This is a genomic window from Aequorivita vladivostokensis (genome assembly GCF_000952855.1).
Taxonomy (GTDB): Bacteria; Bacteroidota; Bacteroidia; order Flavobacteriales; family Flavobacteriaceae; genus Aequorivita; species Aequorivita vladivostokensis.
This window is the reverse complement of record NZ_JSVU01000005.1, coordinates 94944-118899: the sequence shown is the minus strand read 5'-3', so window position 1 is coordinate 118899 and position 23956 is coordinate 94944. Positions and strand designations below refer to the sequence as shown.

General features: G+C 41.3%; 27 protein-coding genes. 17 read left to right on the top strand and 10 right to left on the bottom strand.

Annotation, left to right across the window (positions count from 1 at the left end):
- Positions 1–459, top strand: a complete 459-nt coding sequence (locus MB09_RS09435) for an RES family NAD+ phosphorylase (RefSeq protein WP_045080649.1) — start codon at positions 1–3, stop codon at positions 457–459.
- A gap of 10 nt (positions 460–469) precedes the next feature.
- On the opposite strand, the gene MB09_RS09430 is transcribed toward MB09_RS09435, so the two are convergent.
- Positions 470–1066, bottom strand: a complete 597-nt coding sequence (locus tag MB09_RS09430; RefSeq protein WP_045080648.1) for a hypothetical protein — start codon at positions 1064–1066, stop codon at positions 470–472.
- Between the two features lie 64 nt (positions 1067–1130).
- Entirely contained in the window at positions 1131–1526 is a 396-nt protein-coding gene (locus MB09_RS09425; RefSeq protein WP_045080647.1) for a hypothetical protein, read from the bottom strand.
- Between the two features lie 128 nt (positions 1527–1654).
- Here MB09_RS09425 and MB09_RS09420 point away from each other — a divergent pair, with 128 nt between their 5' ends.
- Positions 1655–2098 carry an Lrp/AsnC family transcriptional regulator gene (locus MB09_RS09420; RefSeq protein WP_045080646.1) on the top strand — a complete coding sequence of 148 codons (444 nt, stop codon included), beginning with the start codon at positions 1655–1657 and terminating at the stop codon, positions 2096–2098.
- A gap of 99 nt (positions 2099–2197) precedes the next feature.
- On the top strand, positions 2198–2395 hold the full coding sequence (locus tag MB09_RS09415; protein WP_045080645.1) for a hypothetical protein: 198 nt from the start codon (positions 2198–2200) through the stop codon (positions 2393–2395).
- A 6-nt stretch (positions 2396–2401) separates the two neighbouring features.
- Here the strand turns inward: MB09_RS09415 and MB09_RS09410 are convergent, their stop codons facing one another.
- Both MB09_RS09410 and MB09_RS09405 read right to left on the bottom strand, forming a co-directional pair.
- Positions 2402–3622, bottom strand: a complete 1221-nt coding sequence (locus MB09_RS09410) for an MFS transporter (protein ID WP_045080644.1) — start codon at positions 3620–3622, stop codon at positions 2402–2404.
- Between the two features lie 217 nt (positions 3623–3839).
- Positions 3840–4550, bottom strand: coding sequence for a hypothetical protein (locus tag MB09_RS09405; RefSeq protein ID WP_131459881.1), 711 nt, complete (start codon positions 4548–4550; stop codon positions 3840–3842).
- Positions 4551–4625: 75 nt separating this feature from the next.
- On the opposite strand from MB09_RS09405, the gene MB09_RS09400 reads away from it, so the two are divergent.
- A complete protein-coding gene (locus MB09_RS09400; RefSeq protein WP_045080642.1) occupies positions 4626–5231 on the top strand; it encodes a DUF1684 domain-containing protein in 606 nt (201 codons plus the stop codon).
- Here the strand turns inward: MB09_RS09400 and crcB are convergent.
- Both crcB and MB09_RS09390 read right to left on the bottom strand, forming a co-directional pair.
- Positions 5228–5599, bottom strand: coding sequence for a fluoride efflux transporter CrcB (gene crcB, locus MB09_RS09395; RefSeq protein ID WP_045080641.1), 372 nt, complete (start codon positions 5597–5599; stop codon positions 5228–5230). The two genes, MB09_RS09400 and crcB, sit on opposite strands and share 4 nt — an antisense overlap.
- Before the next feature lie 89 nt (positions 5600–5688).
- Positions 5689–6744, bottom strand: a complete 1056-nt coding sequence (locus MB09_RS09390) for an SRPBCC family protein (protein ID WP_045080640.1) — start codon at positions 6742–6744, stop codon at positions 5689–5691.
- Between the two features lie 150 nt (positions 6745–6894).
- Between MB09_RS09390 and MB09_RS09385 the strand changes: the two genes are divergently transcribed.
- Entirely contained in the window at positions 6895–8934 is a 2040-nt protein-coding gene (locus tag MB09_RS09385; protein WP_045080639.1) for a dipeptidyl-peptidase 3 family protein, read from the top strand.
- Positions 8935–8998: 64 nt separating this feature from the next.
- On the opposite strand, the gene MB09_RS09380 is transcribed toward MB09_RS09385, so the two are convergent.
- Complete coding sequence (locus tag MB09_RS09380; protein WP_045080638.1) at positions 8999–9187, bottom strand: hypothetical protein; 189 nt, start codon at positions 9185–9187, stop codon at positions 8999–9001.
- Positions 9188–9233: 46 nt separating this feature from the next.
- Here MB09_RS09380 and MB09_RS09375 point away from each other — a divergent pair, with 46 nt between their 5' ends.
- Positions 9234–9620, top strand: coding sequence for a pyrophosphohydrolase domain-containing protein (locus MB09_RS09375; RefSeq protein WP_045080637.1), 387 nt, complete (start codon positions 9234–9236; stop codon positions 9618–9620).
- Positions 9621–9827: 207 nt separating this feature from the next.
- Here the strand turns inward: MB09_RS09375 and MB09_RS09370 are convergent, their stop codons facing one another.
- Positions 9828–10898 carry a branched-chain amino acid aminotransferase gene (locus MB09_RS09370; RefSeq protein WP_045080636.1) on the bottom strand — a complete coding sequence of 357 codons (1071 nt, stop codon included), beginning with the start codon at positions 10896–10898 and terminating at the stop codon, positions 9828–9830.
- A 112-nt stretch (positions 10899–11010) separates the two neighbouring features.
- Here MB09_RS09370 and MB09_RS09365 point away from each other — a divergent pair, with 112 nt between their 5' ends.
- From MB09_RS09365 to MB09_RS09355, 3 genes are all read left to right on the top strand, one after another.
- Positions 11011–11526, top strand: coding sequence for a DUF4920 domain-containing protein (locus MB09_RS09365; RefSeq protein WP_045080635.1), 516 nt, complete (start codon positions 11011–11013; stop codon positions 11524–11526).
- A 3-nt stretch (positions 11527–11529) separates the two neighbouring features.
- Positions 11530–12198, top strand: a complete 669-nt coding sequence (mnmD, locus tag MB09_RS09360) for a tRNA (5-methylaminomethyl-2-thiouridine)(34)-methyltransferase MnmD (protein ID WP_045080634.1) — start codon at positions 11530–11532, stop codon at positions 12196–12198.
- A 210-nt stretch (positions 12199–12408) separates the two neighbouring features.
- Entirely contained in the window at positions 12409–13317 is a 909-nt protein-coding gene (locus MB09_RS09355) for a TIGR01777 family oxidoreductase (RefSeq protein ID WP_045080633.1), read from the top strand.
- A gap of 53 nt (positions 13318–13370) precedes the next feature.
- Here the strand turns inward: MB09_RS09355 and MB09_RS09350 are convergent, their stop codons facing one another.
- The gene (locus tag MB09_RS09350; RefSeq protein WP_045080632.1) at positions 13371–14024 is read right to left on the bottom strand and encodes a YceI family protein; all 654 of its coding nucleotides are present in this window, start codon (positions 14022–14024) and stop codon (positions 13371–13373) included.
- A 155-nt stretch (positions 14025–14179) separates the two neighbouring features.
- Here MB09_RS09350 and MB09_RS09345 point away from each other — a divergent pair, with 155 nt between their 5' ends.
- From MB09_RS09345 to MB09_RS09310, 8 genes are all read left to right on the top strand, one after another.
- A complete protein-coding gene (locus MB09_RS09345) occupies positions 14180–14746 on the top strand; it encodes a nucleotide exchange factor GrpE (RefSeq protein WP_045080822.1) in 567 nt (188 codons plus the stop codon).
- Between the two features lie 31 nt (positions 14747–14777).
- Positions 14778–15890, top strand: coding sequence for a molecular chaperone DnaJ (gene dnaJ / locus MB09_RS09340; RefSeq protein WP_045080631.1), 1113 nt, complete (start codon positions 14778–14780; stop codon positions 15888–15890).
- 307 nt (positions 15891–16197) lie between these two features.
- Complete coding sequence (locus tag MB09_RS09335; protein ID WP_045080630.1) at positions 16198–17124, top strand: ABC transporter ATP-binding protein; 927 nt, start codon at positions 16198–16200, stop codon at positions 17122–17124.
- A gap of 7 nt (positions 17125–17131) precedes the next feature.
- Positions 17132–18439, top strand: coding sequence for an ABC transporter permease (locus MB09_RS09330; RefSeq protein WP_045080821.1), 1308 nt, complete (start codon positions 17132–17134; stop codon positions 18437–18439).
- A 59-nt stretch (positions 18440–18498) separates the two neighbouring features.
- The gene (locus tag MB09_RS09325) at positions 18499–19416 is read left to right on the top strand and encodes a DUF6268 family outer membrane beta-barrel protein (RefSeq protein WP_045080629.1); all 918 of its coding nucleotides are present in this window, start codon (positions 18499–18501) and stop codon (positions 19414–19416) included.
- Positions 19416–20579 (top strand): sigma-54-dependent transcriptional regulator, encoded by a 1164-nt coding sequence (locus MB09_RS09320; protein WP_045080628.1) that lies wholly within the window; start codon positions 19416–19418, stop codon positions 20577–20579. Before MB09_RS09325 ends, MB09_RS09320 begins: the two co-directional genes overlap by 1 nt.
- Positions 20580–20689: 110 nt before the next feature.
- Complete coding sequence (locus tag MB09_RS09315) at positions 20690–21568, top strand: PPK2 family polyphosphate kinase (RefSeq protein WP_045080627.1); 879 nt, start codon at positions 20690–20692, stop codon at positions 21566–21568.
- A 51-nt stretch (positions 21569–21619) separates the two neighbouring features.
- Positions 21620–23011, top strand: coding sequence for a M20/M25/M40 family metallo-hydrolase (locus tag MB09_RS09310; protein WP_045080626.1), 1392 nt, complete (start codon positions 21620–21622; stop codon positions 23009–23011).
- 39 nt (positions 23012–23050) lie between these two features.
- Here the strand turns inward: MB09_RS09310 and MB09_RS09305 are convergent, their stop codons facing one another.
- Positions 23051–23857 (bottom strand): DUF1853 family protein, encoded by an 807-nt coding sequence (locus tag MB09_RS09305; RefSeq protein ID WP_165586694.1) that lies wholly within the window; start codon positions 23855–23857, stop codon positions 23051–23053.
- Positions 23858–23956 lie beyond the last annotated feature (99 nt).

Sequence of the window (23956 nt, the reverse complement as noted above, 5' to 3'; positions counted from 1 at the left end):
GTGCGAATTTTTAGAATTTCCAAAACCGAATATATTGACGATCTTTCTGGCGAGGGCGCCAGAGTATATGGTGGTAGGTGGAACTTGATCGGTGATCCCGTAGTCTATTTTTCCCAGAATCTTTCCTTGAGCTTGTTGGAAATTATCGTACACGTTGAATTTGCAAAATTGCCCGTGGGCTATTCTTTTCTGGAAGTGGAAATTTCAGATAAATTTATAAAACCAATTCAATCCTTGGATTTCATTAAACCGAAATGGAGCTCTGAAGAAGCCGCAAAAAAAGTGCAGATGTTGGGGTCCTCTTGGCTCAAGCGGCACGAGAGCTTGGCGCTCCGCGTGCCATCGGCCATTTTGGAAATGGAGCATAATATTTTGATAAACCCACATCACAAAGATATCGGGAATATAAAGATTATTAAGAAAGGAACTTTGGATTTTGACCCGCGGTTAATTCGATAACGTTTTCGGGCTAATCCTCTTCGTCATCCATATCTTCGTCAAAACTGTCTTCCTCGAAGTCATCGTCAAAAAACTCTTCGGGGAAATTATTTGGGTCAAAAGGAATGTCGTCATCGGGATCGTGGTCGTCATAATTTATGCCGGGCGGATTGAACAGCCCCCAGCGGTCAATAATATAATCCCAGGGATCGAACGTTTTTACCCATTCAGCAAAGAGAATGCGCAATTCATCCACTTCCTTTCGCAGTAGGTCCAGATACTCAGTATCCTTAAAGCCTGTCATCTCTATTCCATGAGTGTCGGTAACAAGCTCTCGCGCCGCTTTTCTAATTATGGCGGCATTTTCCATTTTAAGATCGTATTGTTCCACGACCTCGGCACCCATAATCTTGGCGGGGATTATCAAGGAATTTTCCATTAAGTAGGCAAGGCTGTGGTTCAGTAGCTGCTTTTCACCCTTTCGCTTGAATTTTAAATCGGTTTTTTCAACAGATTTTACCAAATGCCGGACCAATTCCGAAATTTCCTCGGCCTTCTTATATATGGGCAATTTTTTGGTCCGTTCAAACCTTTCGCGGGGATCGGGATTATCGTCGTCTTCAAACATATTTATTGCAAAGCTGTTCCACGAAAATACGAAATGAAAATGATGCAATGACTAAAACTATGGGCTAAAGTGTCAGCCTCCAGGTGTGTTGGAGCTTTCTAAATCTTTTTAATTCTTTTCGCAACAAGGGTAGAAAATCCTTTCCATTGCTATTCACTCTTTCCAGACGTTCACAATTTTTATAAAGCAGATTGGAAAGCCGCATCACTGAAGCAGCATATTTGTGTTTTTCTTCTGAAAATTCCCCGCTTTCTGCTTTCAAAATTTGAGGGCCCAAGGATATGGATTGTTGCACAATATCTCCTGTAAAATAAATACCTGGATCCTCCTGCCCGTTTCTTTGTAAGTGTGCCAAATCGTGACCAATATAGGTAGCAATATTTCTTGAAAGAGAGAAAATCTCAAGGGCTTTATTATAAATTGCAGAGTGCGAATTATTTCTGAAAGCTTGCGGTGCCATTGTTGTACTTAACTATTTTTTTAGAGTGAACCAAATTTACTTACTACGCCTCACTTTGTACAATCGATATTAAAGTAAAACTTTATATTTGCTTTAATTATTATTTAAATTTAAAAAATAACTTTAACATGAGCATCGATTCTTTAAATTGGAAAATACTCAATTGTCTTCAAAAAAATGCACGGCAACCCAATACCGAAATAGGAAGAAAGGTCGGTATAAGTTCACCGGCAGTTTCGGAACGGATAAAAAAAATGGAGGACTCTGGAATCATCAATGGCTATTATACGGTCGTTTCACCTTTTGAGGCGGGTTATCAGTTTAAGGCCATAATCACATTGCGCGCCTTTATGGGGAAATTAAAACCCTTCCTTGAAATTGTAAAAACCTATGATGAGGTGTTAAATTGTTACCGAATTACCGGCAATGAGAATATTGTAATGGAAGTAGTACTAAAAAACCAAAAACATTTGGAAGCATTTATAGACCAACTGATAGTGTATGGCGAAACCAAAACACAGATTGTCCTTTCGCACGTGGTTAAAAACAATGAAATAAAGCCATTGAAATAACTATGCAGTGTTAAATATGTTATAATTGGATTCATTTTAAGAATTCTTGTGCCGCCCGTATGGTATCTTCGTTCAAGATTCTTTCCAATTTAAAATATTATGAAAAATTATACTTTCCATTTTTTAGTAGTTACTATTCTTTCGGCGCTTTTGGGGTTTACAGGCCTGGAATTTCCGGGAGCGACAGTAGTTAGATTGATATGTTTATTTGCGGGGATCGGCCTGATGATTTCGTGTTTGGATGCGGTTATTGTTTCGCGTAAACAGCGTCGCGCCAAAAAGAAACCCCAAGTATAAGGCAATTTAAATATTTCCCGTTTGCGATTTTTTCAGTAAAAAGTAGAGCCAAATGGTTAATCCGGCTATCAACAGCAGAAAGGCCGAGAAAAATATCCAAGTATTAAAATAACCAAAATTATCTACCAAATTCATCCCGCCATTGTGCCCAATCAAGTGCGCAAAGCTGAAGCTCATACTGTATAGCGCCATATAACTTCCCTTTCTTCCTTTGGGCGACATTTCCAATGCAAGCGCGTTTGAGAATGGAAACCCGATCATTTCGCCAAGTGTCATCAATAGCATGGCGACTACCAAAATTCCTGCCCAATCGGTCATATTTAGTACCAGAAAACTCAACCCTAAAAAGAAGATTCCCCAAAAGGTGGCCATCGTTTTTGAAATTTTCTTTCGGTCGAGCCAGGCAATCAGCGGCATTTCAAAGATTACAATCGTGGCACCATTTATAAATAATAGCCACCCAATAACGTCTTCCGTGAGGAAATGCACCTTTTCATAAAACACTGGCATTACCGAAAAATACTGGACAAACGCTAAGCTGTAGGCAATCATGATAAAGAAAAAAACCAGAAAATATTTATTGAAATAAGGAGGTCGGCCCTCTTTTACAATAATGGGTTTTTCGTCAGTACTTTTTAGTTTTTTCGGTTTCAAAAGTAGAAATACGCCGAAGGAAGCAAGCATGCAGGTAAGCCCATCAATCCAGAAGAGTGCCGTATAGTTGATGTGGGCGATAATCAATCCTCCAACTAACGGCCCTATTGAAAATCCAAGATTTATTGCCAAGCGAATCAGTGCTATGCCCCGGGTTATATTTCCGGGCTTAGAGTATGCGTCTGCTGCTACAAAAATGGCGGGCCGTCCTGCATCTGCCATCAAAGTCAATAAAAATATACCTATGCAGAATCCGTAAAATGTATTGATATATTGAAGCAGGATAAACCCCACCCCACCCAAAAAGAGACTGGAAAGAAGTGTTTTATAAAACCCGATAGAATCTGTTAATCTACCGCCAATATAGGTGCCCACCAAGGAGCCCAGCCCAAAGCACGACATAATCCAGCCCACTTGTGGCAGATCGAACCCTTCAACATTTATGAGATATAAGGATAGAAACGGAATTACCATTGCCCCCGCGCGGTTAATGAACGTAACCAAGGACAATAGCCAAATCTCCCGGGAGAGTCCCCGAAAGTTTGCTAAATAATTGGAATAAATTTTTTTCATCTTTGGTTGGTATCATAAAAGTAAAACGTCCCGGTTTTGGCCGGGACGTTTTTATATAGTATAAACCTATTGTTATATAGTCAATACATACATCGCCGGCACTTCTGGTGTGAAATGACCTGGTTTTTGCGGCAGGTGTATGTTCTATTTGTCATTTTTAATGGAATTGATTTTCAAATGTAGTGAAAAATATTTTTTGGCAAATTATTTTTTTATTTTAATCCAAAACTCTTTTTAAAGTCATCCCGAACCTAGCAGCGGCTTTATCATACATATTTCCCATTCTTATAAGGCTTGGTTTTGGGTAATCTTGTTTGGCTTTCATAAACTCTTCCAGCCAATTACCCGAGGGGCCAAAAGAGGTGGTTGTGCCAGTTTTATAAAAAGATAAACTTCCGACAACATCAAAACCTTCGGCTCTTTCAACGTCAATTTGCGAAATAATGCTTTCCGGATTTGAGGTTTCAAAAAAATAGATTTTAAGATTTGCTTTGGCTGGCTGTTTTGCTATTCCAGCATCATATCCAAAATACATCCAATCTGTTTGCACTTTCATTGTGTATTTTATTGATGGATCATTCCAAACAAATTCAACGGGATGGTCATAATTTTTGATGCGGTTATTTAGTGAAGCAACGAATATCCTTGGATATACAGAATCTTTGGCGGCAAGATGCTCTTGTTCCCAATCCAAGGCTTCTTCAGTGTTTAATTTCCCTTCTATTTTTTTCTTTATATAATCCAAAAATTCTGCTTCGGTAAAATTATCGGCATTGAAATGAAGGTCGTGGTAAGTAAAGACAACGTTTATTTTTTCCTGAGATGCCAAAAAAGCCATTTCTTTTTTATCGAGTCTAATATGTTGTGCAACTAAAAATTGTGTGCCAAAACAAATAAAAAAAGTGAAGAGTAAAACTTGAAATTTCATAAAATTTTTATTTGCCCAAAAATAGAAATATTTATGAAGTTTAAAATTGTTTTCTACTTTTACTGAAAACAAATTATGAAGTATCCAATTACAATTCTCTTTTTACTGTGCTGTCTCGGGGCTGGTGCCCAGAATGGGGCCACAGTTTCCGAAAGCAGGGCGGCTCAGCTGGAACTGAACGAAGAATTCAGCAACCCTGAAACTACCATTTTGGAGCCCGAGGATTTCAAAAACTTTAAAGGATTGGAATTTTATCCTATTGATGAAAAATATATTGTGAAGGCAAAATTTGTGCGTACCCCAGATGAAAAACCGTTTCTGATGCCCACAACCACTTCCCGCAGGCCCGAATATGTAAAGTATGGCGAAGCCCATTTCTCTTTGGAAGGAAAGGATTTTGTATTGAATCTTTTTAAAAGCACCCAACCGTACGATGAACCTGGCTACGAAGATTATCTATTTTTGCCCTTTACCGATTTAACCAGCGGCGACGGTTCCTACGGCGGCGGCAGGTTTTTGGACCAGCGCATTCCGGAAGGCGATACCATCATTATAGATTTCAACAAGACGTACAATCCTTACTGTGCGTACAGCCCTCGTTTTTCGTGCCCCATTCCGCCGAAGGAGAACGACCTTTTAATTCGAATTGAAGCCGGAGTGAAAGATTTTGGGAAGCATTAAAAATACTTCACCAGCCACATTCCGAAAAAAACCATTGCGAAACCCACTACAAAGCTGGCAATGGTATAAAAGGCAAAAGACATAAAGTCGCCGCTTTTTAAAAAGAGATGGTTTTCATAGGCAAAGGTTGAAAAGGTGGTAAACCCGCCGCAAAAGCCCGTGGCCAAAAACAGGACCGTGTTTTGGGAAAGGGTTTCGTTTTTCAAGGCCAGGCCCAAAATTATTCCAATCAGCAAACTTCCCAGAATATTTGCCGCAAAGGTTCCAAACGGAATGCCGGTTTCGGGATTGTTCAAAAACTTTGAAAAGAAATACCGCAGCACGCTTCCCAAGCCACCGCCTAAAAAAACCAGTGCCAATTGTTTCATTTTTCTATAAAAATTGTTTTTTCGTGGCTAAAGGGAGCATATTTTTTTATTGCAATTTCTCTCTGCAAATTAGTGCGTGCTATTTCATTTTAAATACCTTCTTGAACAGGTTCGGGGGCGGTAATTATTGGGATGTAAATCTCGGTCAACCAGTTTGCCGGATTGGGCGTTTCTTCGGGGTCTGTTACGTAAACCTCAAACATTTTTCCATTGGGGTCTGCTTGAAGGTCATTCTTCTCCATATATTGTCTGCCTTTGGTGTATGCTTCCGGTAAGTGTTTATAATTTCCTTTCAAAGAAATCTTCACCGCTGAAACGGGTTCCATAAAACCGCAAACTACGGGGCTGCCCTCTGGGGTAATCACTCTTTCCTTTACGGGAACGCCGGTTGAGAAAATAACGGTATTGTTGGCGCTGTTTATTTCATTGTAAAGAGCAAAAGGCTTGCCTGCCATATTCAGATTGTTGTTTTTTATAAAATCCATGACCACATCCATCATCGGCTCCATTTTTTCACCCAATTCGCCCATTTTCGCAACCGATGTTGTGTACATATAATAGCCGCCTCCGTATTGGGTAACGCCATCCACATTTATGGAATACTGCTTCATATCTTCGGCTACTTCTTCAGCAATTCCTTCCAAACCTGCTTTGTTCATCTTGTGCATTTCGGCATCAAAGTCCATTCCGCTGAGCGAATAATAGGCCTTGTCAATTAATGTGTGCTCGCCCTTCATTCCCCACGTCACCTTGGTTCCGCCGTCCACTTCCTCAAATTTCCAATATACTTTTGGATGTCTTTCCCCACCGGGAGTACTCAGTGTAAGATCTTGTTCTATTTCTTTGTTCGGAATCACTTTTGTCGTGGTCATAGAGCCGCTCATTTCGCCCTCCCAGGAATAGGACGCTCCTTCGCCCACAGTTTTTTCGGCATAGGTGAAGGTTATTGTGGAATCCTCTTTTTTCCACGGTCCCCATTCTTCCCAGCTTTTGTAATCGTTTACCTTATTGAAAACCACTTCCGGCGGCGCATTGATTACCATGGTATCCTGAATATCATAGCTTCCTTCCTTGGTTCCAAAGTAGATGGCACTGCCTATAATAATAATGAGAAGAAGAAAAAATAAGTATTTTAAAATTTTCATTTGGTCGTGGGGTGTTGATTGGTGTTGCTAAGATAGTGAAAATTCATTGACGCTTCTGAAAAGGGAAGGCTTTGGAATCTGTAGAATTTAGCCCCTTGGCTATCACGAACAATATTTTAGTACATTTGCGGAAATCTAAAATTTTTTAAAATGAAGAAGACCTTTTTTATTGCGATGGCAATGAGCGGTTTGCTCTTTTTTTCGTGCAAGGACAACCAGCCGGAAAAAGATGTGGCCCAATTGGAAACTGTCGAATCCACCGAGTTTGACTATAATGTGGAATCTTTCGGCGACGTAAAGATATTGCGTTACCAAATCCCGGGTTGGGACCAGCTTACCCTAAAGGAACAAAAATTAGTCTATTACCTTACCCAGGCCGGTTTGGAAGGACGGGATATTATGTGGGACCAAAACTACCGCCATAACCTAACCATCAGAAAGGCGCTGGAAAATGTGTATGAAAACTATAAAGGCGATAAAACAATCGAAGATTGGAAGAATTTTGAAACCTATTTAAAAAGGGTTTGGTTCAGCAACGGTATTCACCACCATTATTCAAATGACAAATTGAAGCCTGAATTTTCTTCGGAATACTTAAAGCAACTTTTAACCGACACAAACACAACTTTGGAAGGCGAGGCGTTTGAAGTAATCTTTAATGATAAGGATTCCAAAAAAGTAAACCAGGCAAAAGGTGTGGATAATGTTGCGGAAAGCGCTGTAAACTTTTATGGGCCAAACGTAACCAATAAGGATGTGGAGAGTTTCTATGCGAAAAAGAAATCTCCGAATCCTAACAAACCATTGTCTTTCGGTTTGAATTCAAAACTGGTGAAGGAAAATGGTGAACTCAAGGAATTGGTTTACAAATCGGGCGGACTTTACGGCCCGGCGATTGACAAAATTATTGGTTGGCTTGAAAAGGCACGGGGAGTAGCCGAAAACAAGGCTCAAGGCGATGCCATCGGCCTTTTGATTGAATATTACAAAACGGGAGATCTTCAAACCTGGGATGACTATAACGTAGCTTGGACCGCCGCCACCGAAGGAAACATAGACTATATAAACAGCTTTATAGAGGTTTATAACGATCCGTTGGGCTACAGAGGTTCGTATGAAACCATCGTTCAAATAAAGGATTTTGATATGTCTGAAAAAATGGCCGTACTTTCTGAAAACGCACAGTGGTTTGAGGATAATTCGCCATTGATGGACGAGCACAAAAAGAAAAATGTGGTTGGTGTAACCTATAAAGTGGTAAATGTTGCGGGTGAGGCAGGTGATGCTTCCCCGAGTACGCCAATTGGGGTAAACCTTCCAAACGCAAACTGGATCCGTGCCGAAGTGGGCAGTAAGTCTGTTTCCCTCGGAAATATTATCGAAGCCTATAACAACGCCGGAAGTACTGGCAGATTGAAAGAATTTGTAAACGATGAGGAAGAATTGGAGCTGGAAGAAAAATACGGGCAGAAAGCCGATAAACTCCACACCGCGCTTCACGAGGTAATAGGCCATGCCTCGGGACAATTAAATCCTGGCGTTGGCGAAACCAAGGAAACCTTGAAAAACTATGCCTCTACTTTGGAAGAAGGACGTGCTGATTTGGTGGGCCTTTACTATTTGTACAATCCAAAATTACAGGAGCTCGGCTTGGTTGACGACTGGAAAAAAGTAGGAATGGCAGCGTATGACGGTTACATTCGCAATGGTTTAATGACGCAGTTGATCCGCTTAAATTTAGGCGATGATGTAGAAGAAGCACACATGCGTAACCGCCAGTGGGTATCTGCTTGGGTTTATGAGAAAGGAAAGGCTGATAACGTAATCGAAAAAATTACCCGGGACGGAAAAACCTATTTCAACATCAATGATTATGACAAACTGCACGACCTTTTCGGGCAATTGCTTCGCGAAACACAGCGCATCAAAAGTGAGGGGGATTATGCCGCCGTGGAAAATTTAGTTGAAACTTACGGCGTAAAGGTGGACCAAAAACTTCACGAGGAAATTTTGGAGCGCAATAAGCAATTCACTTCTGCACCTTACAGCGGATTTGTAAATCCCGTGCTTGTTCCAAAAATGGACGCTAACGGCGAGATTGAAGGTTTCACCATAGAACAGCCAAAGACGTTTGCAGAGCAGATGAAGTTTTATTCTGAAAACTATAGCAATTTGCCTGCGGTGAATTAAGCTCTAAAAGTTGCTTCATAAAAAAGGCTCTTCGTAACTTTCGAAGAGCTTTTTTTATGAAGAATTAACCTTTTAAATACCCTTTTAAAAACAATAAAATTGCAATAAAAACCAAAAACCCCACCAAGACCCAAAGACTGCCCTTGTACTGTTTTTTATGATGTTTCTTATCGCCCCGATAACTATAGAACATGATGATCACGAAGGCAATAAAAAATAAAACAGAAAAAACCAATTGGCCGGTAGTAAACATAAATTTGTAGTTTTACTGGGCAAATTTACAACCTTAAAATCATTATATGAAGAATAAAATAGCCGCAGTTTCCGAATTTCACAAGGCATTTGGTTTGGAAATGAACGAAACCCCGACCGCCGATCTCGGAATAAAGAAAAACCTGTTGCGCTACGAATTGATGCGCGAGGAAAACGAGGAATATCTGGAAGCTGCCAACAATAATGATTTGGTTGAAGTTGCGGACGCCCTGGGCGATATGCTATATATTCTTTGCGGAACTATTATAGAGCACGGTCTGCAGCATAAAATTGAAGAGGTTTTTAACGAAATACAGCGCAGCAATATGAGCAAATTGGGGGAAAACGGAAAACCTATTTACCGCGAGGACGGCAAGGTTTTAAAAGGTCCCAATTATTTTAAACCGAATATTGGGGAAATCCTTGAAAAGTAAAATTCGAAATTCCAAATCGCAAAAACCAAAGAAGTACCAAATAAAAAGTTCCAAATTCCAAATCACAAAAACCAAAGAAGCACCAAATAAAAAATTCAAAATTCCAAATCACAAAAACCAAAGAAGCACCAAATAAAAAATTCCAAATTTCAAAGAGCTAAGTTTTTGGAATTTGGAATTTTAAGATTTAGAATTTAAGTTTCGTTTTTACAAAACCTCATATCTCCACCCAAATGGGTCTTCGCTACGGTTATACTGTATGTCCATCAATTCCTTTTTAAACCGGGCGGCATAGCCATCTTCCTGTTTCTCTAGATCGTAAACCGTTTCTTTATAGCTAAAGGCACTCACGGGACTGATAACCGCTGCCGTTCCCGCGCCAAAAATTTCCTTTAAGCTTCCATTTTTAGCAGCTTCCACAATTTCCGAAACTAAGACCGGTCTTTCTTCCACTGCTAAGTTATCTCGTTTTGCCAGAGCTATCACACTTTTTCGCGTAACACCATCAAGGATCCGATCGCTCACCGGTGCTGTTAAAAGCGTATCGTTCACACGGAAAAATACATTCATGGTTCCAGCTTCCTCCAAATATTCGTGCTTGCTGGCATCGGTCCAAATAACCTGTTGAAATCCTTTTTCGCGTGCCAAATTTGTCGGGAAAAACTGCGCCCCGTAATTTCCGGCTGCCTTTGCGGCACCCACACCGCCATTGGCAGAACGGCTGTAATGTTCGGCAATCACTACCTTAACATCACCTGTATAGTACGCCTGCGCGGGCGACATTAAGATCATAAACTTATATTCGGTGGAAGGCGATGCCGAAACGCCCTCTTGGGTGGCCATCACAAAAGGACGGATATACAATGAATTTCCAAGGCCTTGCCTTACCCAGTCCTTGTCCATTTTCACGAGAGTTGTCAATGCCTCAAAGAAGAGGTCTTTGGGAAATTCCGGAATCGCCATTCGTGTTGACGACTTATTGATTCTTTTAAAATTTTCCTCAGGTCTAAAAAGCCAAACTTTGCCAGCTTCATCCTTAAAAGCTTTCATTCCCTCAAAAACTGCCTGCCCATAGTGAAAAACCTTAGCTGCCGGTGAAATAGTCAGTGGCCCATATGGCTTAATGGTAGGGTTTTGCCATTCCCCATCCTTATAATCACATTCAAACATATGGTCGCTAAAGGTGCTGCCGAAAGTGAGGTTGTTAAAATCAACTTCGCCAATTCTGGAAGTTGAAGCTTTTTGTATATCAATTTTTTGGGTGGTGGAAGAATTCATGGGAAAGAATTATTTATTTTGTAAAAATAGGTAAAATTTAAACCATATAAAATTCAAAAAATCATTAAAATTGCAACACATTACCAATCAATAATTTATTAAATACTTCAAAATGAAAAAAATTCTATTTGTATTTTCAATAATGGCAGTCTTTGTAAGTTGCAAGAACGAAAAGACTGAAGAAAAGCCCGTTGTTGCAATGGAAGAAACTGCAATGAACTATCAGACTTTCGGCGATGAGATTACTGCTCAGGATGTTATGGACAAGTCAGAAATGATAGAGAAATACAACGATTTGAAAACTGGCGATACCATAAACGTGAAATTCACCACCCACGTAAAGGAAGTGTGCCAAAAGAAGGGTTGCTGGATGAAGGTAGATATGGGAGAAGATGAAGCAATGGTACGCTTTAAGGATTATGGGTTCTTTATGCCAAAGGATATTTCCGGCAAGGAAATTATTGCGGAGGGTAAGGCCTATGTAGAGGAAATGAGCGTGGAAGACCAACGCCACTATGCTGAGGATGGCGGTGCTACCCCAGAGGAAATTGCCGCTATCACCGAGCCCAAGCGCACCCTCGCCTTTGAGGCACACGGCGTGCTGATTCCAGAGGAGGAAAAACAATAATTTTTGAAAAGAACTCTATTTAAAACGGGCGACGGCTCTTACACCCTGCACATTCCGGAGTGGGACGAACAATACCACTCCAAGCACGGTGCCATAGCTGAAGCCCTTCACGTTTTTATTAAGGAAGGACTTTATCATTGGCTTTCACGTAATTCTGAAAAGGCGGTCTCAATTCTCGAAATAGGTTTCGGAACGGGGTTGAATGCTTTTCTTACTTATTTGGAAACAGAAAAAAATTCCTTTACAGTACATTACACCGCAATTGAGGCATTTCCATTGGAAGTAACCGAGGTTCAAAAGCTCAACTATACTTCACTCTTAAATGCTTCGGAAGAACTATTCTTGCAAATGCACCGTGTGCCTTGGGAAGAAATTCACGGTATTTCCGAAAAATTTCATCTTAAAAAACAGCAGCAATTCTTTTCTGAAATATCTTCTGGAAATTGCTTCAATCTTATCTATTTCGATGCTTTCGGAATCCGCGTGCAGCCCGAACTTTGGACCGAGGAAATTTTTGGCAAGATGTACATGGCTTTAAAACCGAACGGCGTGTTGGTAACCTATGCGGCCAACGGAAATGCCCGCCGTGCTATGCAGGCCGTAGGGTTTAAAGTAGAGCGTCTTGCGGGACCTCCGGGGAAAAAGGAAATGCTGAGGGCGACCAAAAAATAAGGAAAAACGTGGCTAAAGTGGATGTTTACAAATTCCAAATTCCAAATTCCAAACCTGCCTGTCGTGCCTCTGGCTGGCAGGTTCCAAATTCCAAATTCCAAATCCCAAATCCCAAATCCCGAATTCCAAATTACCAGATAAAATTGCCCAATTCACAATCTTCCGTTAAGGGGCTTTGCAATTCGCCTTTGAATTTCTAAATTTAGAATTATGATTAAAAAAGTGTTGATAACAGGAGCTACGGGGCTTATAGGTAGTGAATTGGTTCGGCAATGTCATGCTGCGGATATTTCCGTCAATTACCTCACTACCAGTAAGGAAAAGATAGAAAATACTAAAAACTACAAGGGCTATTATTGGAATCCGCAAAAGGGAGAGATTGATCTTCAGGCTTTTGACGGGGTCACGGCCATTATTAATTTGGTCGGAGCAACCATTTCAGAACGGTGGACTAAAAACTACAAAAAGGTTATTCTGGAGAGCAGAATAGAATCCATCAATCTCTTGCGGGATACCCTTTTAAAAATTGACCATAATATCGTTCATTTTATTTCGGCTAGTGGGGTAAGTATTTATCCAAATTCAAAAACCAAGCTCTATACCGAGGAAAATGAGGAGGTTGACACTACTTTTTTGGGCGAGGTAGTGTTAGCCTGGGAAGCTGCCGCCGCACAATTTAAAAACATGGGGATGGAGGTGAGCAAAGTGAGAACGGGCGTAGTTTTAGCTAAGGATGAGGGGGCACTGCCCAAACTGGTGAAGCCAATAAAGCTAGGGGTGGGGGCGCCCTTGGGAAGTGGTGAGCAATGGATCTCGTGGATACACTTGGAAGATATTGCCGGAATTTATCTTTTTCTACTTAAAAATCAATTGGAAGGGAAATATAATGCAGTAGCTCCAAATCCCGTCCAAAATAAAAAAATGACCAAAATGATTGCCGCTAAACTCGATAGCCCACTGTGGATGCCAAATATTCCCGCCTTTGCACTCAAGCTTTTATTGGGCGAAATGTCCGTATTGGTGCTGGAAGGGCAATTGGTAAGCTCACAAAAAATTGAGCAGCTCGGGTATCATTTTAAATATTACAATCTGGAAAACGCGCTGCAGGATTTATTGTAAATAAAAAGAGAGGCAAATTTGCCTCTCTTTACTTTATGGATATTTATTATTGATTACGCTTTGTTTGCAACCAAGGAAACGGTAATTTTCATAGTATCGTTGATAAACTTATCGCCTAAATTAGGGAAAACGGATTTTGATCCGTAATTAACACCCCATTTAGTTCTGTCTATCTCAAAAGTTTCGCTTTTTAGCATCATTTTATCTCCTTCCATTGTTACTGTTGCAGGAAATTCAATAGCGTGGGTTTTATCTTTTATAGTCAAGTTACCTTTTACCATATTGTTTTCGTAACCTGTCATCTCAAATTTTGCGGTTGGATATTCCTTAACATTGAAAAAATCGCCTTCCTTTCCTTCTACGGTTCCTTTTAAGTGAGCCTCGAGATTGGCTTTATCTTCCCCTTCCAAATCCTCATCATTGATACTGTTCATATCAATTACAAACTCACCGGCCTCTACGTTACCTTCGTTAAGGTGGATAGTTCCGGAAGAAAGCATAATAGTACCATTGTGCTTTCCGGTAGGTTTCGCACCTTCCCACATAATTTGTGATGCCGAGGTATCCACGGTATATTCAGTTGCCATTTCAGTTGGTTCGGCTGCATCCTCTACCATAGCTTCGGCCTCTTTTTCAGTATTCTTGCAAGAAAAAGCTCCTACCGCGATAAAAGCCATTAAAGTGATTTTTAAAAATGTTGATTTCATAAATATTGGTTTTTTGTTTTAAGGTGCAAAAATATGTTTTAACAAAATGATTTCTTCTTAAAGTAATATTAAATTAATTGCTGTGACATTTTGACATTTTAATGCAAATGGCAGTACTTTTGCTCCCTTTAGAAAAAATTGAAACAAACGCTACTATGAGCAAAAAAGATAAATTCTCTGAGAAAGAACGCGACCCTGAAAAATCGGAGTACGATACGGTGTTAAATGATAAAGAATTAAATGAGCAGGAAGTTGCGGAAGAAAATGTAACGGATGCACTTTTGGATTTACAGGATGAATTCCAACGAGAAAAGGAGCGCTATTTGCGTCTCTTTGCCGAATTTGAAAATTTCAAAAAAAGGACTGCCCGTGAACGGGCGGAAATGTATAAAACTGCGGGTGAGGATGTTATTAATTCCTTATTGCCCATTTTGGACGATTTTGAGCGTGCGTTGAAGGAAATTGAAAAGAGCGGCGATGATAACCTCTATAAAGGAGTGGCACTTATCAATAACAAGCTGCGCGAAACCCTTAAGTCGAAAGGATTACATTTAATGGACGTAAAAGCGGGCGATACCTTTGATGCAGATTCACACGAAGCAATTACCCAAATTCCCGCTCCCGAGGATAAGCTCAAGGGCAAAATAGTGGACGTGGTTGAAAAGGGATATGCGCTGGGCGATAAGATTATTCGCTACCCAAAAGTAGTTATAGGACAATAAAAAAGGCAATCCGCCGCGGCGGACTATATATATGAAGGAAGATTATTACGACATTTTAGAAATATCAAAAAGTGCAACGGCAGCTGAAATAAAAAAGGCTTACCGAAAAAAGGCCTTGCAATACCATCCCGATAAAAATCCAGGCGATCACGAGGCGGAAGCCATGTTTAAGAAATCTGCCGAGGCCTATGAGGTTCTCAGTGACCCAAACAAACGTTCACGTTATGACCAATACGGGCATCGAGCCTTTGAAAACGGTGGTGGTTTCGGCGGCGGCGGCATGAATATGGAAGATATCTTCAGTCAGTTTGGGGATATATTTGGCGGGGCTTTCGGTGGAGGCTTTGGCGGCGGTTTTGGTGGCGGTGGCCGCAGGACCGTTAAAGGAAGCAACCTGCGCATTCGCGTCCAGCTTACTTTGGAAGAAATTGCCAATGGTGTTGAGAAAAAAATAAAGGTTAAGCGGAAAAAATTAGCCAAGGGAACTACTTATAAAACCTGTTCCACCTGTAACGGTCAAGGTCAGGTTACGCGCATTCAAAATACTATTTTGGGCCGTATGCAAACGTCGGCCACCTGTAGCACCTGCGGTGGTTTGGGCCAGATTGTGGATTCCAAGCCCGCAAATGCCGATGCGGAAGGGATGTTGGTTACAGAGGAAACCGTTTCCATCAAAATACCAGCAGGTGTTGTGGACGGCATGCAATTAAAAGTTTCGGGAAAAGGAAATGATGCTCCCGGCAACGGTATTGCAGGCGATCTATTGGTGGCTATTGAAGAAAAGCCGCACCCTACCTTGCAGCGCGAGGGCGATAATTTGCATTACGATCTGTACATAAGCTTTTCTGAAGCAGCTTTGGGTACGTCAAGAGAAATTGAGACCGTTACCGGAAAAGTGCGAATAAAAATAGACAATGGGGCGCAGAGCGGAAAAATTCTGAGACTTCGCAATAAGGGAATTCCCAGCATCAATGGGTATGGAACCGGAGATTTGCTTGTACATGTAAATGTGTGGACTCCCAAATCGCTTTCAAAGGAACAACGGGAATTCTTTGAGAAAATGAGCAATGACGAACATTTTCAGCCGAAACCCGAAAAGGAGGACAAGTCGTTTTTTGAAAAAGTTAAAGATATGTTCTCTTAAATAAACGTTAAATAAATAATTTTGCATATATTTGAAAAGTCGCTTCGTCTTAGAAGTGATAATTTTTCTTTTTCATAGCAATTTTTTTCCCATCCAAAAATTTCATTTTTGGGTGGGTTTTGTTTTTATACGGTTTGTTGTCGGAAATTCTAGAATTTTTTTAATCTTTTCCGTGCAGCGCCCAATCCCGCTATCATCCCTTTTCTTTTGATCTCAAATTTTTATGCAAAAAAAATCATAAATCTTACCACCTTTCGGGGTTTGCGGACTATCATTTCAATATATTTACATACTTCAAACAAAATTCATGGAAAAACTTTTAGTGGTAAACAATGTTTCCAAAACCTACGGAGATTATAGAGCGCTCAACAACGCATCCATAGAGGTAGAGAAAGGAAGCATATTTGGACTATTGGGCCCCAATGGTGCCGGAAAAACAACCTTGATCAGAATCATAAACCAAATTACCATGCCCGATACCGGTTCGGTTATCCTGGATGGGGAGCCGCTCCAACCCCACCATATAAAGTACATTGGCTATTTGCCCGAAGAGCGCGGCCTCTATAAATCTATGAAGGTTGGGGAACAGGCCCTGTATCTGGCCCAGCTTAAGGGACTTTCAAAACAGGAAGCCAAGGAACGGCTGAAATATTGGTTTGACCGCTTGGAAATCGGTGATTGGTGGGATAAAAAAATACAGGAACTATCAAAGGGAATGGCACAGAAAATCCAATTTGTGGTGACGGTTCTCCACAAACCAAAACTGTTGATTTTTGACGAACCTTTCAGCGGCTTTGATCCCATAAATGCCAATCTCATAAAAGATGAAATTCTAAAGCTGCGTGACGAGGGTGCCACCGTCATTTTCTCCACCCACCGCATGGAATCTGTTGAGGAAATGTGCGACCATATTGCTTTGATTCACAGATCGAATAAAATACTCGATGGTAAATTGATTGATATAAAACGTCAATATAAAAACAACACTTTTGAAATTGGCTTAATCACCCAGGACCACGCCTCGACCACTGCGATGCTAAAGGATAAATTTGAAATTTCGCCGGCAACCTTTAAAAGTATAAATAACGAGCTGCAGTACAAGGTAAGAATACCGGATTCGGTATCGTCTAATGACTTTGTAAGTTACTTGACTTCCTTGGGGCAACTCACCCATTTTGTTGAGGTTGTACCTTCTGCCAGCGATATTTTTATTGAAACCATCCAAAAAAACTAACCCAGAAATGAATCATCTTCCGCTCATCATAAAAAGGGAATACCTCACCAAGGTACGCAACAAGTCGTTCATTATTATGACTTTTTTAAGCCCACTTATTTTTGTGGGTATCTTTGCATTGGTCGCCTATTTGTCCAGCCTTAATAACGATACGGTTCGCAAAATTTCGGTTTTGGACGAAAGCGGTCTATTTAAGGATGAATTCAACAGCTCTCCGCATTTGCAGTATAAGCTTTTGGGCGAAACTACACTACAGAATGCAAAGGAAGAAGCTGAAAAAGAGGAGGTTTACGGTTTGCTGTATATTCCGAAAATTGACAGACTTGAAGATCTTTCTAAGAAAATAACTTTTTATTCCGAAGATTCCCCCTCGCTTTCCTTGATGGGCGACATAAACGATCTACTTGAAAATAAGGTGAATACCCTAAAGCTTCGCGAAGCGGGTATCGATTCTGAAACCATTAAAAATCTTCACATAAATATTAGTGCCAATCAGGAAACCTTTAAGGGGAAGGAAACTTCAAAGCTTGGTTCTGGATTAAAGCTTATTTTTGGTGGAGCTGCCGGCTATTTGTTATTCATGTTTATTATCATTTATGGCAACATGATCATGCGCAGTGTTATAGAGGAAAAGACCAGCCGGGTGATCGAGGTGATCATTTCCTCAGTGAAGCCCCGATTATTGCTGCTCGGGAAAATCTTCGGAACAACGCTCGCAGGAATTACGCAATTTGTGGTCTGGGTGGTGCTTATTTTGGTTTTGATGACGGTTGTAACTTCTGTGTTCGGAATTGACCCTTCCGCAGGCTCGCCTTCACAACAGGTACTGGAGAATAGCGTAAATGGTGGAACCCAGCAGATCTTGCAGGATGTAATGATTGAAATTAACAATCTGCCCATTACAAATTTAATAATCATGTTCATCCTATTTTTTGTGGGCGGTTATCTGCTTTACGCATCCCTTTATGCCTCTGTGGGCGCCGCAGTGGATAGTGAGACCGATACCCAACAGTTTATGATGCCTATTTTAATGCCACTTATATTAGCTGTTTACGTAGGTTTTTTCACGGTTATTGACAACCCGCACGGCACGGTTTCACAGGTGTTTTCATATATTCCCTTTACTTCGCCTGTGGTTATGCTAATGCGCATTCCCTTTGGCGTGCCGCTCTGGCAACAGATTATTTCAGTAGTAATCTTGTTCGCAACCTTTATTGCCATGGTTTGGTTTGCGGCCAAAATTTATCGCGTGGGCATACTGATGTACGGTAAAAAACCTACCTACAAAGAAATTTTTAAGTGGCTTAAGTATTAATCAATTTCTTGTCGAAATATATGCTATGAATTCGACACTCAACCAAAAAAAGAAAAATTATGAAAAAAAATCTAATGATAACCTTCTGTCTTGCGCTATTTGCCTTTGCAACCTCGGCCCAGACTACAGATTTGGCCCGTGTGGAATATTTAAGACTTCCTTTTTCAAAATCAGATAACTCCATCAATCGGTATCGGGCGTTGGTACAAGTGCCCATTCCTTTGGATAAGGAAAAGAAAAGATTATTCGTTATTGGATTGGAATACCGTTACGTGGATATTAATATTGAAGATGCCGAAGACGTATTTGCCTTCAATAAAAATCTGGTAACCTCTACCCAACAGATGGATGCCTATTTGGGTTACGTCTGGAAACCAAACGACGACTGGCGTTTTGGCGTGAAAGGAGGCGTTAAGATTCAAAGTGATTTTGAAGGCAGTATGGTGAGCGATGACTTTATTTATGAAGTGGGCGCCTATGCCATAAAGGATAAAAAGAAAAATCCCGAGGAAGGCAAAAAACCCTACCGCTTTATTGCCGGCCTTACCTATTCCACTACGCCCGGTAGGTGGTATCCGTTGCCCATTCTGAATTATTACAAAGAGTTTCATCCCAATTGGACTTATACCTTGGGTGTGCCGAAAACAAATGTGCGCCATTATTTAAATGATACCCACAAAGATGCACTCCAGGCCTTTTTAACGTTAGATAATGTGTATGCGAACATACAGCAGAATTTCGTTCCTATTTCCGATCAAAATTCAGAAGCAAAACTGGCGGAAAGTATCCAGATGACAATTGGTCTCGTTGGTTTGGGCTATGAGCATTTCTTTACAGAACACCTTCTTTTTTACGGCTATGCGGCGCATTCGGTTTATAATGACTTCAGGTTGGAAGATGGCGATGGAAAGAAAATCTATAAGATAAATACCGAAAATTCCCCTTATTTTAGGGCAGGGTTTAAATTCAAATATTAATGGCGAGAATACTAATAATAGAAGACGAAGCAGCGATACGAAGGGTTTTGGTGAAGATCCTTTCCGAAGAAAACCAGGGTTACGAGGTTTTTGAGGCCGAAGATGGCCTTGCCGGAATGGAAATCCTCAAAAAGGAAGATTTTGATTTGGTGCTTTGCGATATAAAAATGCCTAAAATGGACGGCGTGGAGGTTTTGGAAGCCGTAAAGAAAATAAAACCTGAAATACCGATGGTTATGATTTCCGGCCACGGAGATCTTGAAACCGCCGTAAATACGATGAAATTGGGCGCATTCGACTATATTTCGAAACCGCCGGATTTAAACCGTTTGCTAAATACGGTACGCATCGCTCTCGACCGAAAGGAACTGGTAGTGGAAAACACCCGCCTTAAAAAGAAGGTTTCCAAAAACTATGAAATGGTCGGGGAATCGCCTGCCATTGTTCAGATTAAGGATATGATCGAGAAAGTGGCGCCCACCGAAGCCCGCGTTTTAATAACGGGCCCAAATGGAACCGGAAAAGAGCTCGTGGCACATTGGCTCCATCAAAAAAGTGAGCGCAGCAACGGCCCGATGATTGAGGTGAACTGTGCCGCAATCCCAAGTGAATTGATTGAGAGCGAGCTTTTCGGCCATGTAAAAGGAGCGTTTACGTCGGCAAATAAAGACCGGGCCGGAAAGTTTGAGGCCGCTAATGGAGGCACCATTTTCTTGGACGAAGTGGGCGATATGAGCCTTTCCGCGCAAGCCAAGGTACTGCGTGCCTTACAGGAAAACAAGGTGCAGCGCGTGGGTAGCGATAAAGATATAAAGGTAGATGTGCGCGTTATAACCGCCACCAATAAAAATTTAAAAAAGGAAATAGAGGAAGGCAATTTTCGCGAAGACCTTTATCATCGCTTGGCAGTGATACTCATCAAGGTTCCGTCATTGAATGATAGGCGGGAGGACATACCGCTGTTGGTGGATTATTTTTCCGAAAAAATCAGTTCCGAACACGGTACGGCAAAAAAGAAATTCTCTTCAAAAGCAATAAAGCTATTGCAGGAATACGACTGGACGGGAAATATCCGCGAATTGCGAAATGTAGTGGAACGCCTAATTATTTTGGGCGGAAAGGAAATCAGCGAAGAAGATGTAAAACTCTTTGCGAGTAAATAAGTTTATGGGTTTAAAAGTTTAAACGGTTAAATATAGTTCCACATTTTTTCAAAAAATCCACAGCAACCAAAGAATCAACAGAACCAATAGTATCCATAGAATCTAAAAGCATGAAAGACGTAAAAATCGAAGATTTTAAAGTTACCGGGCCCATTAAACTGGACGGCACTAAAAACGATTGGGATTTGGACGCTTCCGAAAAAGAGTTGGAAGACCATTTGGAGGACACCCGTAAAAAATTGGGCAAGCTCCAGGATACGCTTTACGCCCACGGAAAATACGCCGTGTTGGTCTGTCTACAGGGAATGGATACAGCCGGCAAGGACAGCCTTATTCGCGAAGTGTTTAAGGATTTCAACGCCCGTGGGGTGGTGGTGCACAGTTTTAAAACGCCCACCGCGCTTGAAAAAAGACACGATTATCTTTGGCGACACTATGTGGCCTTGCCCGAACGCGGAAAGTTTGGGGTTTTTAACAGAACGCACTATGAAAATGTTTTGGTAACGCGTGTGCATCCCGAATATATTCTCGGTGAAAATTTGCCCGATGTAAATAGTTTGGATGATATTGACGAAGCTTTTTGGGACAGGCGTATTCAGCAGATAAACGATTTTGAAAAGACCATTCAGCAGAACGGGACCATTATTTTCAAATTCTTTTTAAACCTTTCCAAAGACGAACAAAAGCACCGCCAACTCCGAAGGCTGGACAAACCCGAAAAAAACTGGAAATTCTCTCCCGGCGACTTGGATGAAAGGGAACTTTGGGAAGATTACCGAAAATGTTATGAGGAAGCCATCAACCGCACCTCAAAGCCGCACGCGCCTTGGTACATTATTCCTGCGGATGACAAGGAAACCTCGCGGGTAATTGTGGCCGAAATTATGCTGCAGGAACTAAAAAAATACAAAGACATAAAAGAACCGGAACTGGATGATGAAATAAAGGCCAAGATTTCGGAATACCGCGAACGGCTTAAAAATGATTAATTTAGCATCCCTTTAGTGCAACAAAGAATTGATTCCCATAAAATTTTATAAATGAAAATTTCGCTCCTCCCCACATTACTTTTCACATTATTAATTTCTTTCGTAAGTATTTCGCAGAACGCCGTTCAGGATTCCGTTATGCTGAAAAAATTGTACACCACCGCTCTAACCGATGGGAAGGCGTACGATTGGCTAGATTATCTTTCCAATGAAATAGGTGGCAGGCTCTCGGGTTCCTATGAAGCTGAACTTGCGGTAATATATACCGAGGCAGAACTGAAGGAACTCGGTTTGGACAAAGTGTGGCTTCAACCCGTGATGGTCCCGAAATGGACGCGCGGTTTTAAGGAATACGCCTATATAGAATCACCTACCGGTGATAAAACCATAACGAACATCTGCGCCTTGGGAGGTTCCGTGCCTACGCCAAATTTGGGAATAAAGGCGGAGGTTGTTGAGGTAAAAGGATTAGAGGAATTGGCTGCCTTGGGAAGGGAAAAGCTGGAGGGAAAAATTGTTTTCTATAACAGACCGATGCAGCCCGAATTAATACAAACTTTTGAAGCCTATGGCGGCTGCGTGGACCAACGCTATTCCGGCGCTGCCGAAGCGGCAAAGTTTGGCGCCGTGGGGGTTATTGTCCGCTCGCTGAGCCTGAGAATGGACGATTTTCCACATACGGGTGCGATGAGCTATGGCGATACTCCCGTAAACCAACGCATACCGGCCGCGGCAATTAGCACTAACGGAGCCGAATATTTAAGCAGTCTGCTGAAATTGCAGCCCAATCTGTTGTTTTACTTCAAACAGAATTGCAAGACTTTTGACGATGTGCAATCCTATAATGTAATCGGGGAAATTACCGGCAGTACAAAACCCAATGAATATATGGTGGTAGGTGGCCATTTGGACAGTTGGGACCTTGCCGATGGCGCCCACGATGACGGTGCCGGCTGCGTACAGAGTATGGAAGTATTGCGCCTTTTCAAAAAAGTGGGTTATAGGCCAAACCACACCATTCGCGTGGTGCTTTTTATGAACGAGGAAAACGGCTTGCGCGGTGGAAAAAAATATGCCGAAGAAGCAAAAAGAAAGAACGAAACCCATCGTTTTGCCTTGGAAAGCGATGCCGGCGGGTTTACGCCGCGAGGGTTTACATTTGATACCGATGCCGCAAATTTCAAAAAAGTGCAGTCTTGGGAAGGTTTGTTTAAGCCTTACTTGATTCACTATTTTGAAAAGGGATACGGCGGTGCCGATATCGGTCCATTAAAGGGAAATATCAACGTGCTGGCAGGACTGCGACCCGATAGCCAGCGGTATTTTGACTATCACCACGCGGCCAACGATACCTTTGATGCCGTTAACAAACGCGAATTGGAACTGGGAGCGGCCACTATGGCGAGTTTGGTTTATCTATTTGATAAATACGGAACCGAGTAGAGTGTTCAGTATTCAGTTGCAGTAAGCAGTTAATTATAATTACCACCACACCACAAAGAACCGCTCCAGCTTATGGGGCGTTTTTTTATAGATTAACGGAGATTTTTTCAACCTTAATTGAGCATCTATCAATGGTTTTATTTCTGAAAAAGGATACCATTGGGCAATCGAATTGATTGGCAATAGCCATTCTTTTTTTGACGGTATGGCGTACTGGGCTATTCCTTCTGCTTCGAAATCGGTTGGTTTTATGAAGTGGCCCACGATGCAATCCTGAATATTCTTTGGAAAAGATTCGCGGTTCATATTCTTCGGAATAAATAAAAATCCTTTTAAGCACAATTGCTGCGAAGATGGTTTCGGAATGCCAAGAACCTCTAATTTTTGTAGTGTTTTCGGTCTTTTCAACAAGGGGAATTGTTTCTGCCTTAATTTTTCAAGCTTCTCAAAAAGACTGTCCTTTCGGTTGGGGCCAATCCATTTTTCCGCTTCGGAAATATCGGCTGTGTTGTCGTATAAATAAAACTTACACGCCAATTCTATGTGGACGACTTTTTCGGTTTTAAGATTTCGAACTATATAATCCAACTCGCCCAAGGTTTCCTTTTCGCTTGGGTTCGTGAGCGAAGTGGAAGTATGGATTTGAAGATTTGCGGCAAGCAATTCAAAGTTGTTTGATTGTTTCAGATAAGCTTCAAAACAAGCCTCGGCCTGCATTCCGAGCACGGAATTTATTGGAAAGTTAAAGCCGTTTCCGTGTAGCTCTTCATCTAAAAATTCAAAAGTTTCAAATGATTCATTTTCCGAAGCTACCTTCAAATCAGGCGCTTTTATAAATGTTTTCAAAACTGTTTCTTCTTTGGTGCGCACGTTGTTTTTATTTACTGTTCAATCAATCGGAGAGTGCTTCAAAAGTTGATAAGGAAATACTTTAAAGGATTGCTA

Bases quoted from the DNA above. Each gene is read 5' to 3' on its own strand.
- MB09_RS09375 (WP_045080637.1), top strand. From the start codon at position 9,234: ATGAAGAATAAAATAGCCGCAGTTTCCGAATTTCACAAGGCATTTGGT.
- MB09_RS09380 (WP_045080638.1), bottom strand. From the start codon at position 9,187: ATGTTTACTACCGGCCAATTGGTTTTTTCTGTTTTATTTTTTATTGCC.
- MB09_RS09385 (WP_045080639.1), top strand. From the start codon at position 6,895: ATGAAGAAGACCTTTTTTATTGCGATGGCAATGAGCGGTTTGCTCTTT.
- MB09_RS09350 (WP_045080632.1), bottom strand. From the start codon at position 14,024: ATGAAATCAACATTTTTAAAAATCACTTTAATGGCTTTTATCGCGGTA.
- MB09_RS09315 (WP_045080627.1), top strand. From the start codon at position 20,690: ATGAAAGACGTAAAAATCGAAGATTTTAAAGTTACCGGGCCCATTAAA.
- MB09_RS09430 (WP_045080648.1), bottom strand. From the start codon at position 1,066: ATGTTTGAAGACGACGATAATCCCGATCCCCGCGAAAGGTTTGAACGG.
- MB09_RS09345 (WP_045080822.1), top strand. From the start codon at position 14,180: ATGAGCAAAAAAGATAAATTCTCTGAGAAAGAACGCGACCCTGAAAAA.
- MB09_RS09310 (WP_045080626.1), top strand. From the start codon at position 21,620: ATGAAAATTTCGCTCCTCCCCACATTACTTTTCACATTATTAATTTCT.
- MB09_RS09365 (WP_045080635.1), top strand. From the start codon at position 11,011: ATGAAAAAAATTCTATTTGTATTTTCAATAATGGCAGTCTTTGTAAGT.
- MB09_RS09335 (WP_045080630.1), top strand. From the start codon at position 16,198: ATGGAAAAACTTTTAGTGGTAAACAATGTTTCCAAAACCTACGGAGAT.
- MB09_RS09410 (WP_045080644.1), bottom strand. From the start codon at position 3,622: ATGAAAAAAATTTATTCCAATTATTTAGCAAACTTTCGGGGACTCTCC.
- MB09_RS09390 (WP_045080640.1), bottom strand. From the start codon at position 6,744: ATGAAAATTTTAAAATACTTATTTTTTCTTCTTCTCATTATTATTATA.
- MB09_RS09330 (WP_045080821.1), top strand. From the start codon at position 17,132: ATGAATCATCTTCCGCTCATCATAAAAAGGGAATACCTCACCAAGGTA.
- MB09_RS09355 (WP_045080633.1), top strand. From the start codon at position 12,409: ATGATTAAAAAAGTGTTGATAACAGGAGCTACGGGGCTTATAGGTAGT.
- dnaJ (WP_045080631.1), top strand. From the start codon at position 14,778: ATGAAGGAAGATTATTACGACATTTTAGAAATATCAAAAAGTGCAACG.
- MB09_RS09425 (WP_045080647.1), bottom strand. From the start codon at position 1,526: ATGGCACCGCAAGCTTTCAGAAATAATTCGCACTCTGCAATTTATAAT.
- MB09_RS09325 (WP_045080629.1), top strand. From the start codon at position 18,499: ATGAAAAAAAATCTAATGATAACCTTCTGTCTTGCGCTATTTGCCTTT.
- MB09_RS09370 (WP_045080636.1), bottom strand. From the start codon at position 10,898: ATGAATTCTTCCACCACCCAAAAAATTGATATACAAAAAGCTTCAACT.
- MB09_RS09400 (WP_045080642.1), top strand. From the start codon at position 4,626: ATGAAGTATCCAATTACAATTCTCTTTTTACTGTGCTGTCTCGGGGCT.
- MB09_RS09415 (WP_045080645.1), top strand. From the start codon at position 2,198: ATGAAAAATTATACTTTCCATTTTTTAGTAGTTACTATTCTTTCGGCG.
- MB09_RS09405 (WP_131459881.1), bottom strand. From the start codon at position 4,550: ATGAAATTTCAAGTTTTACTCTTCACTTTTTTTATTTGTTTTGGCACA.
- MB09_RS09320 (WP_045080628.1), top strand. From the start codon at position 19,416: ATGGCGAGAATACTAATAATAGAAGACGAAGCAGCGATACGAAGGGTT.
- crcB (WP_045080641.1), bottom strand. From the start codon at position 5,599: ATGAAACAATTGGCACTGGTTTTTTTAGGCGGTGGCTTGGGAAGCGTG.
- MB09_RS09420 (WP_045080646.1), top strand. From the start codon at position 1,655: ATGAGCATCGATTCTTTAAATTGGAAAATACTCAATTGTCTTCAAAAA.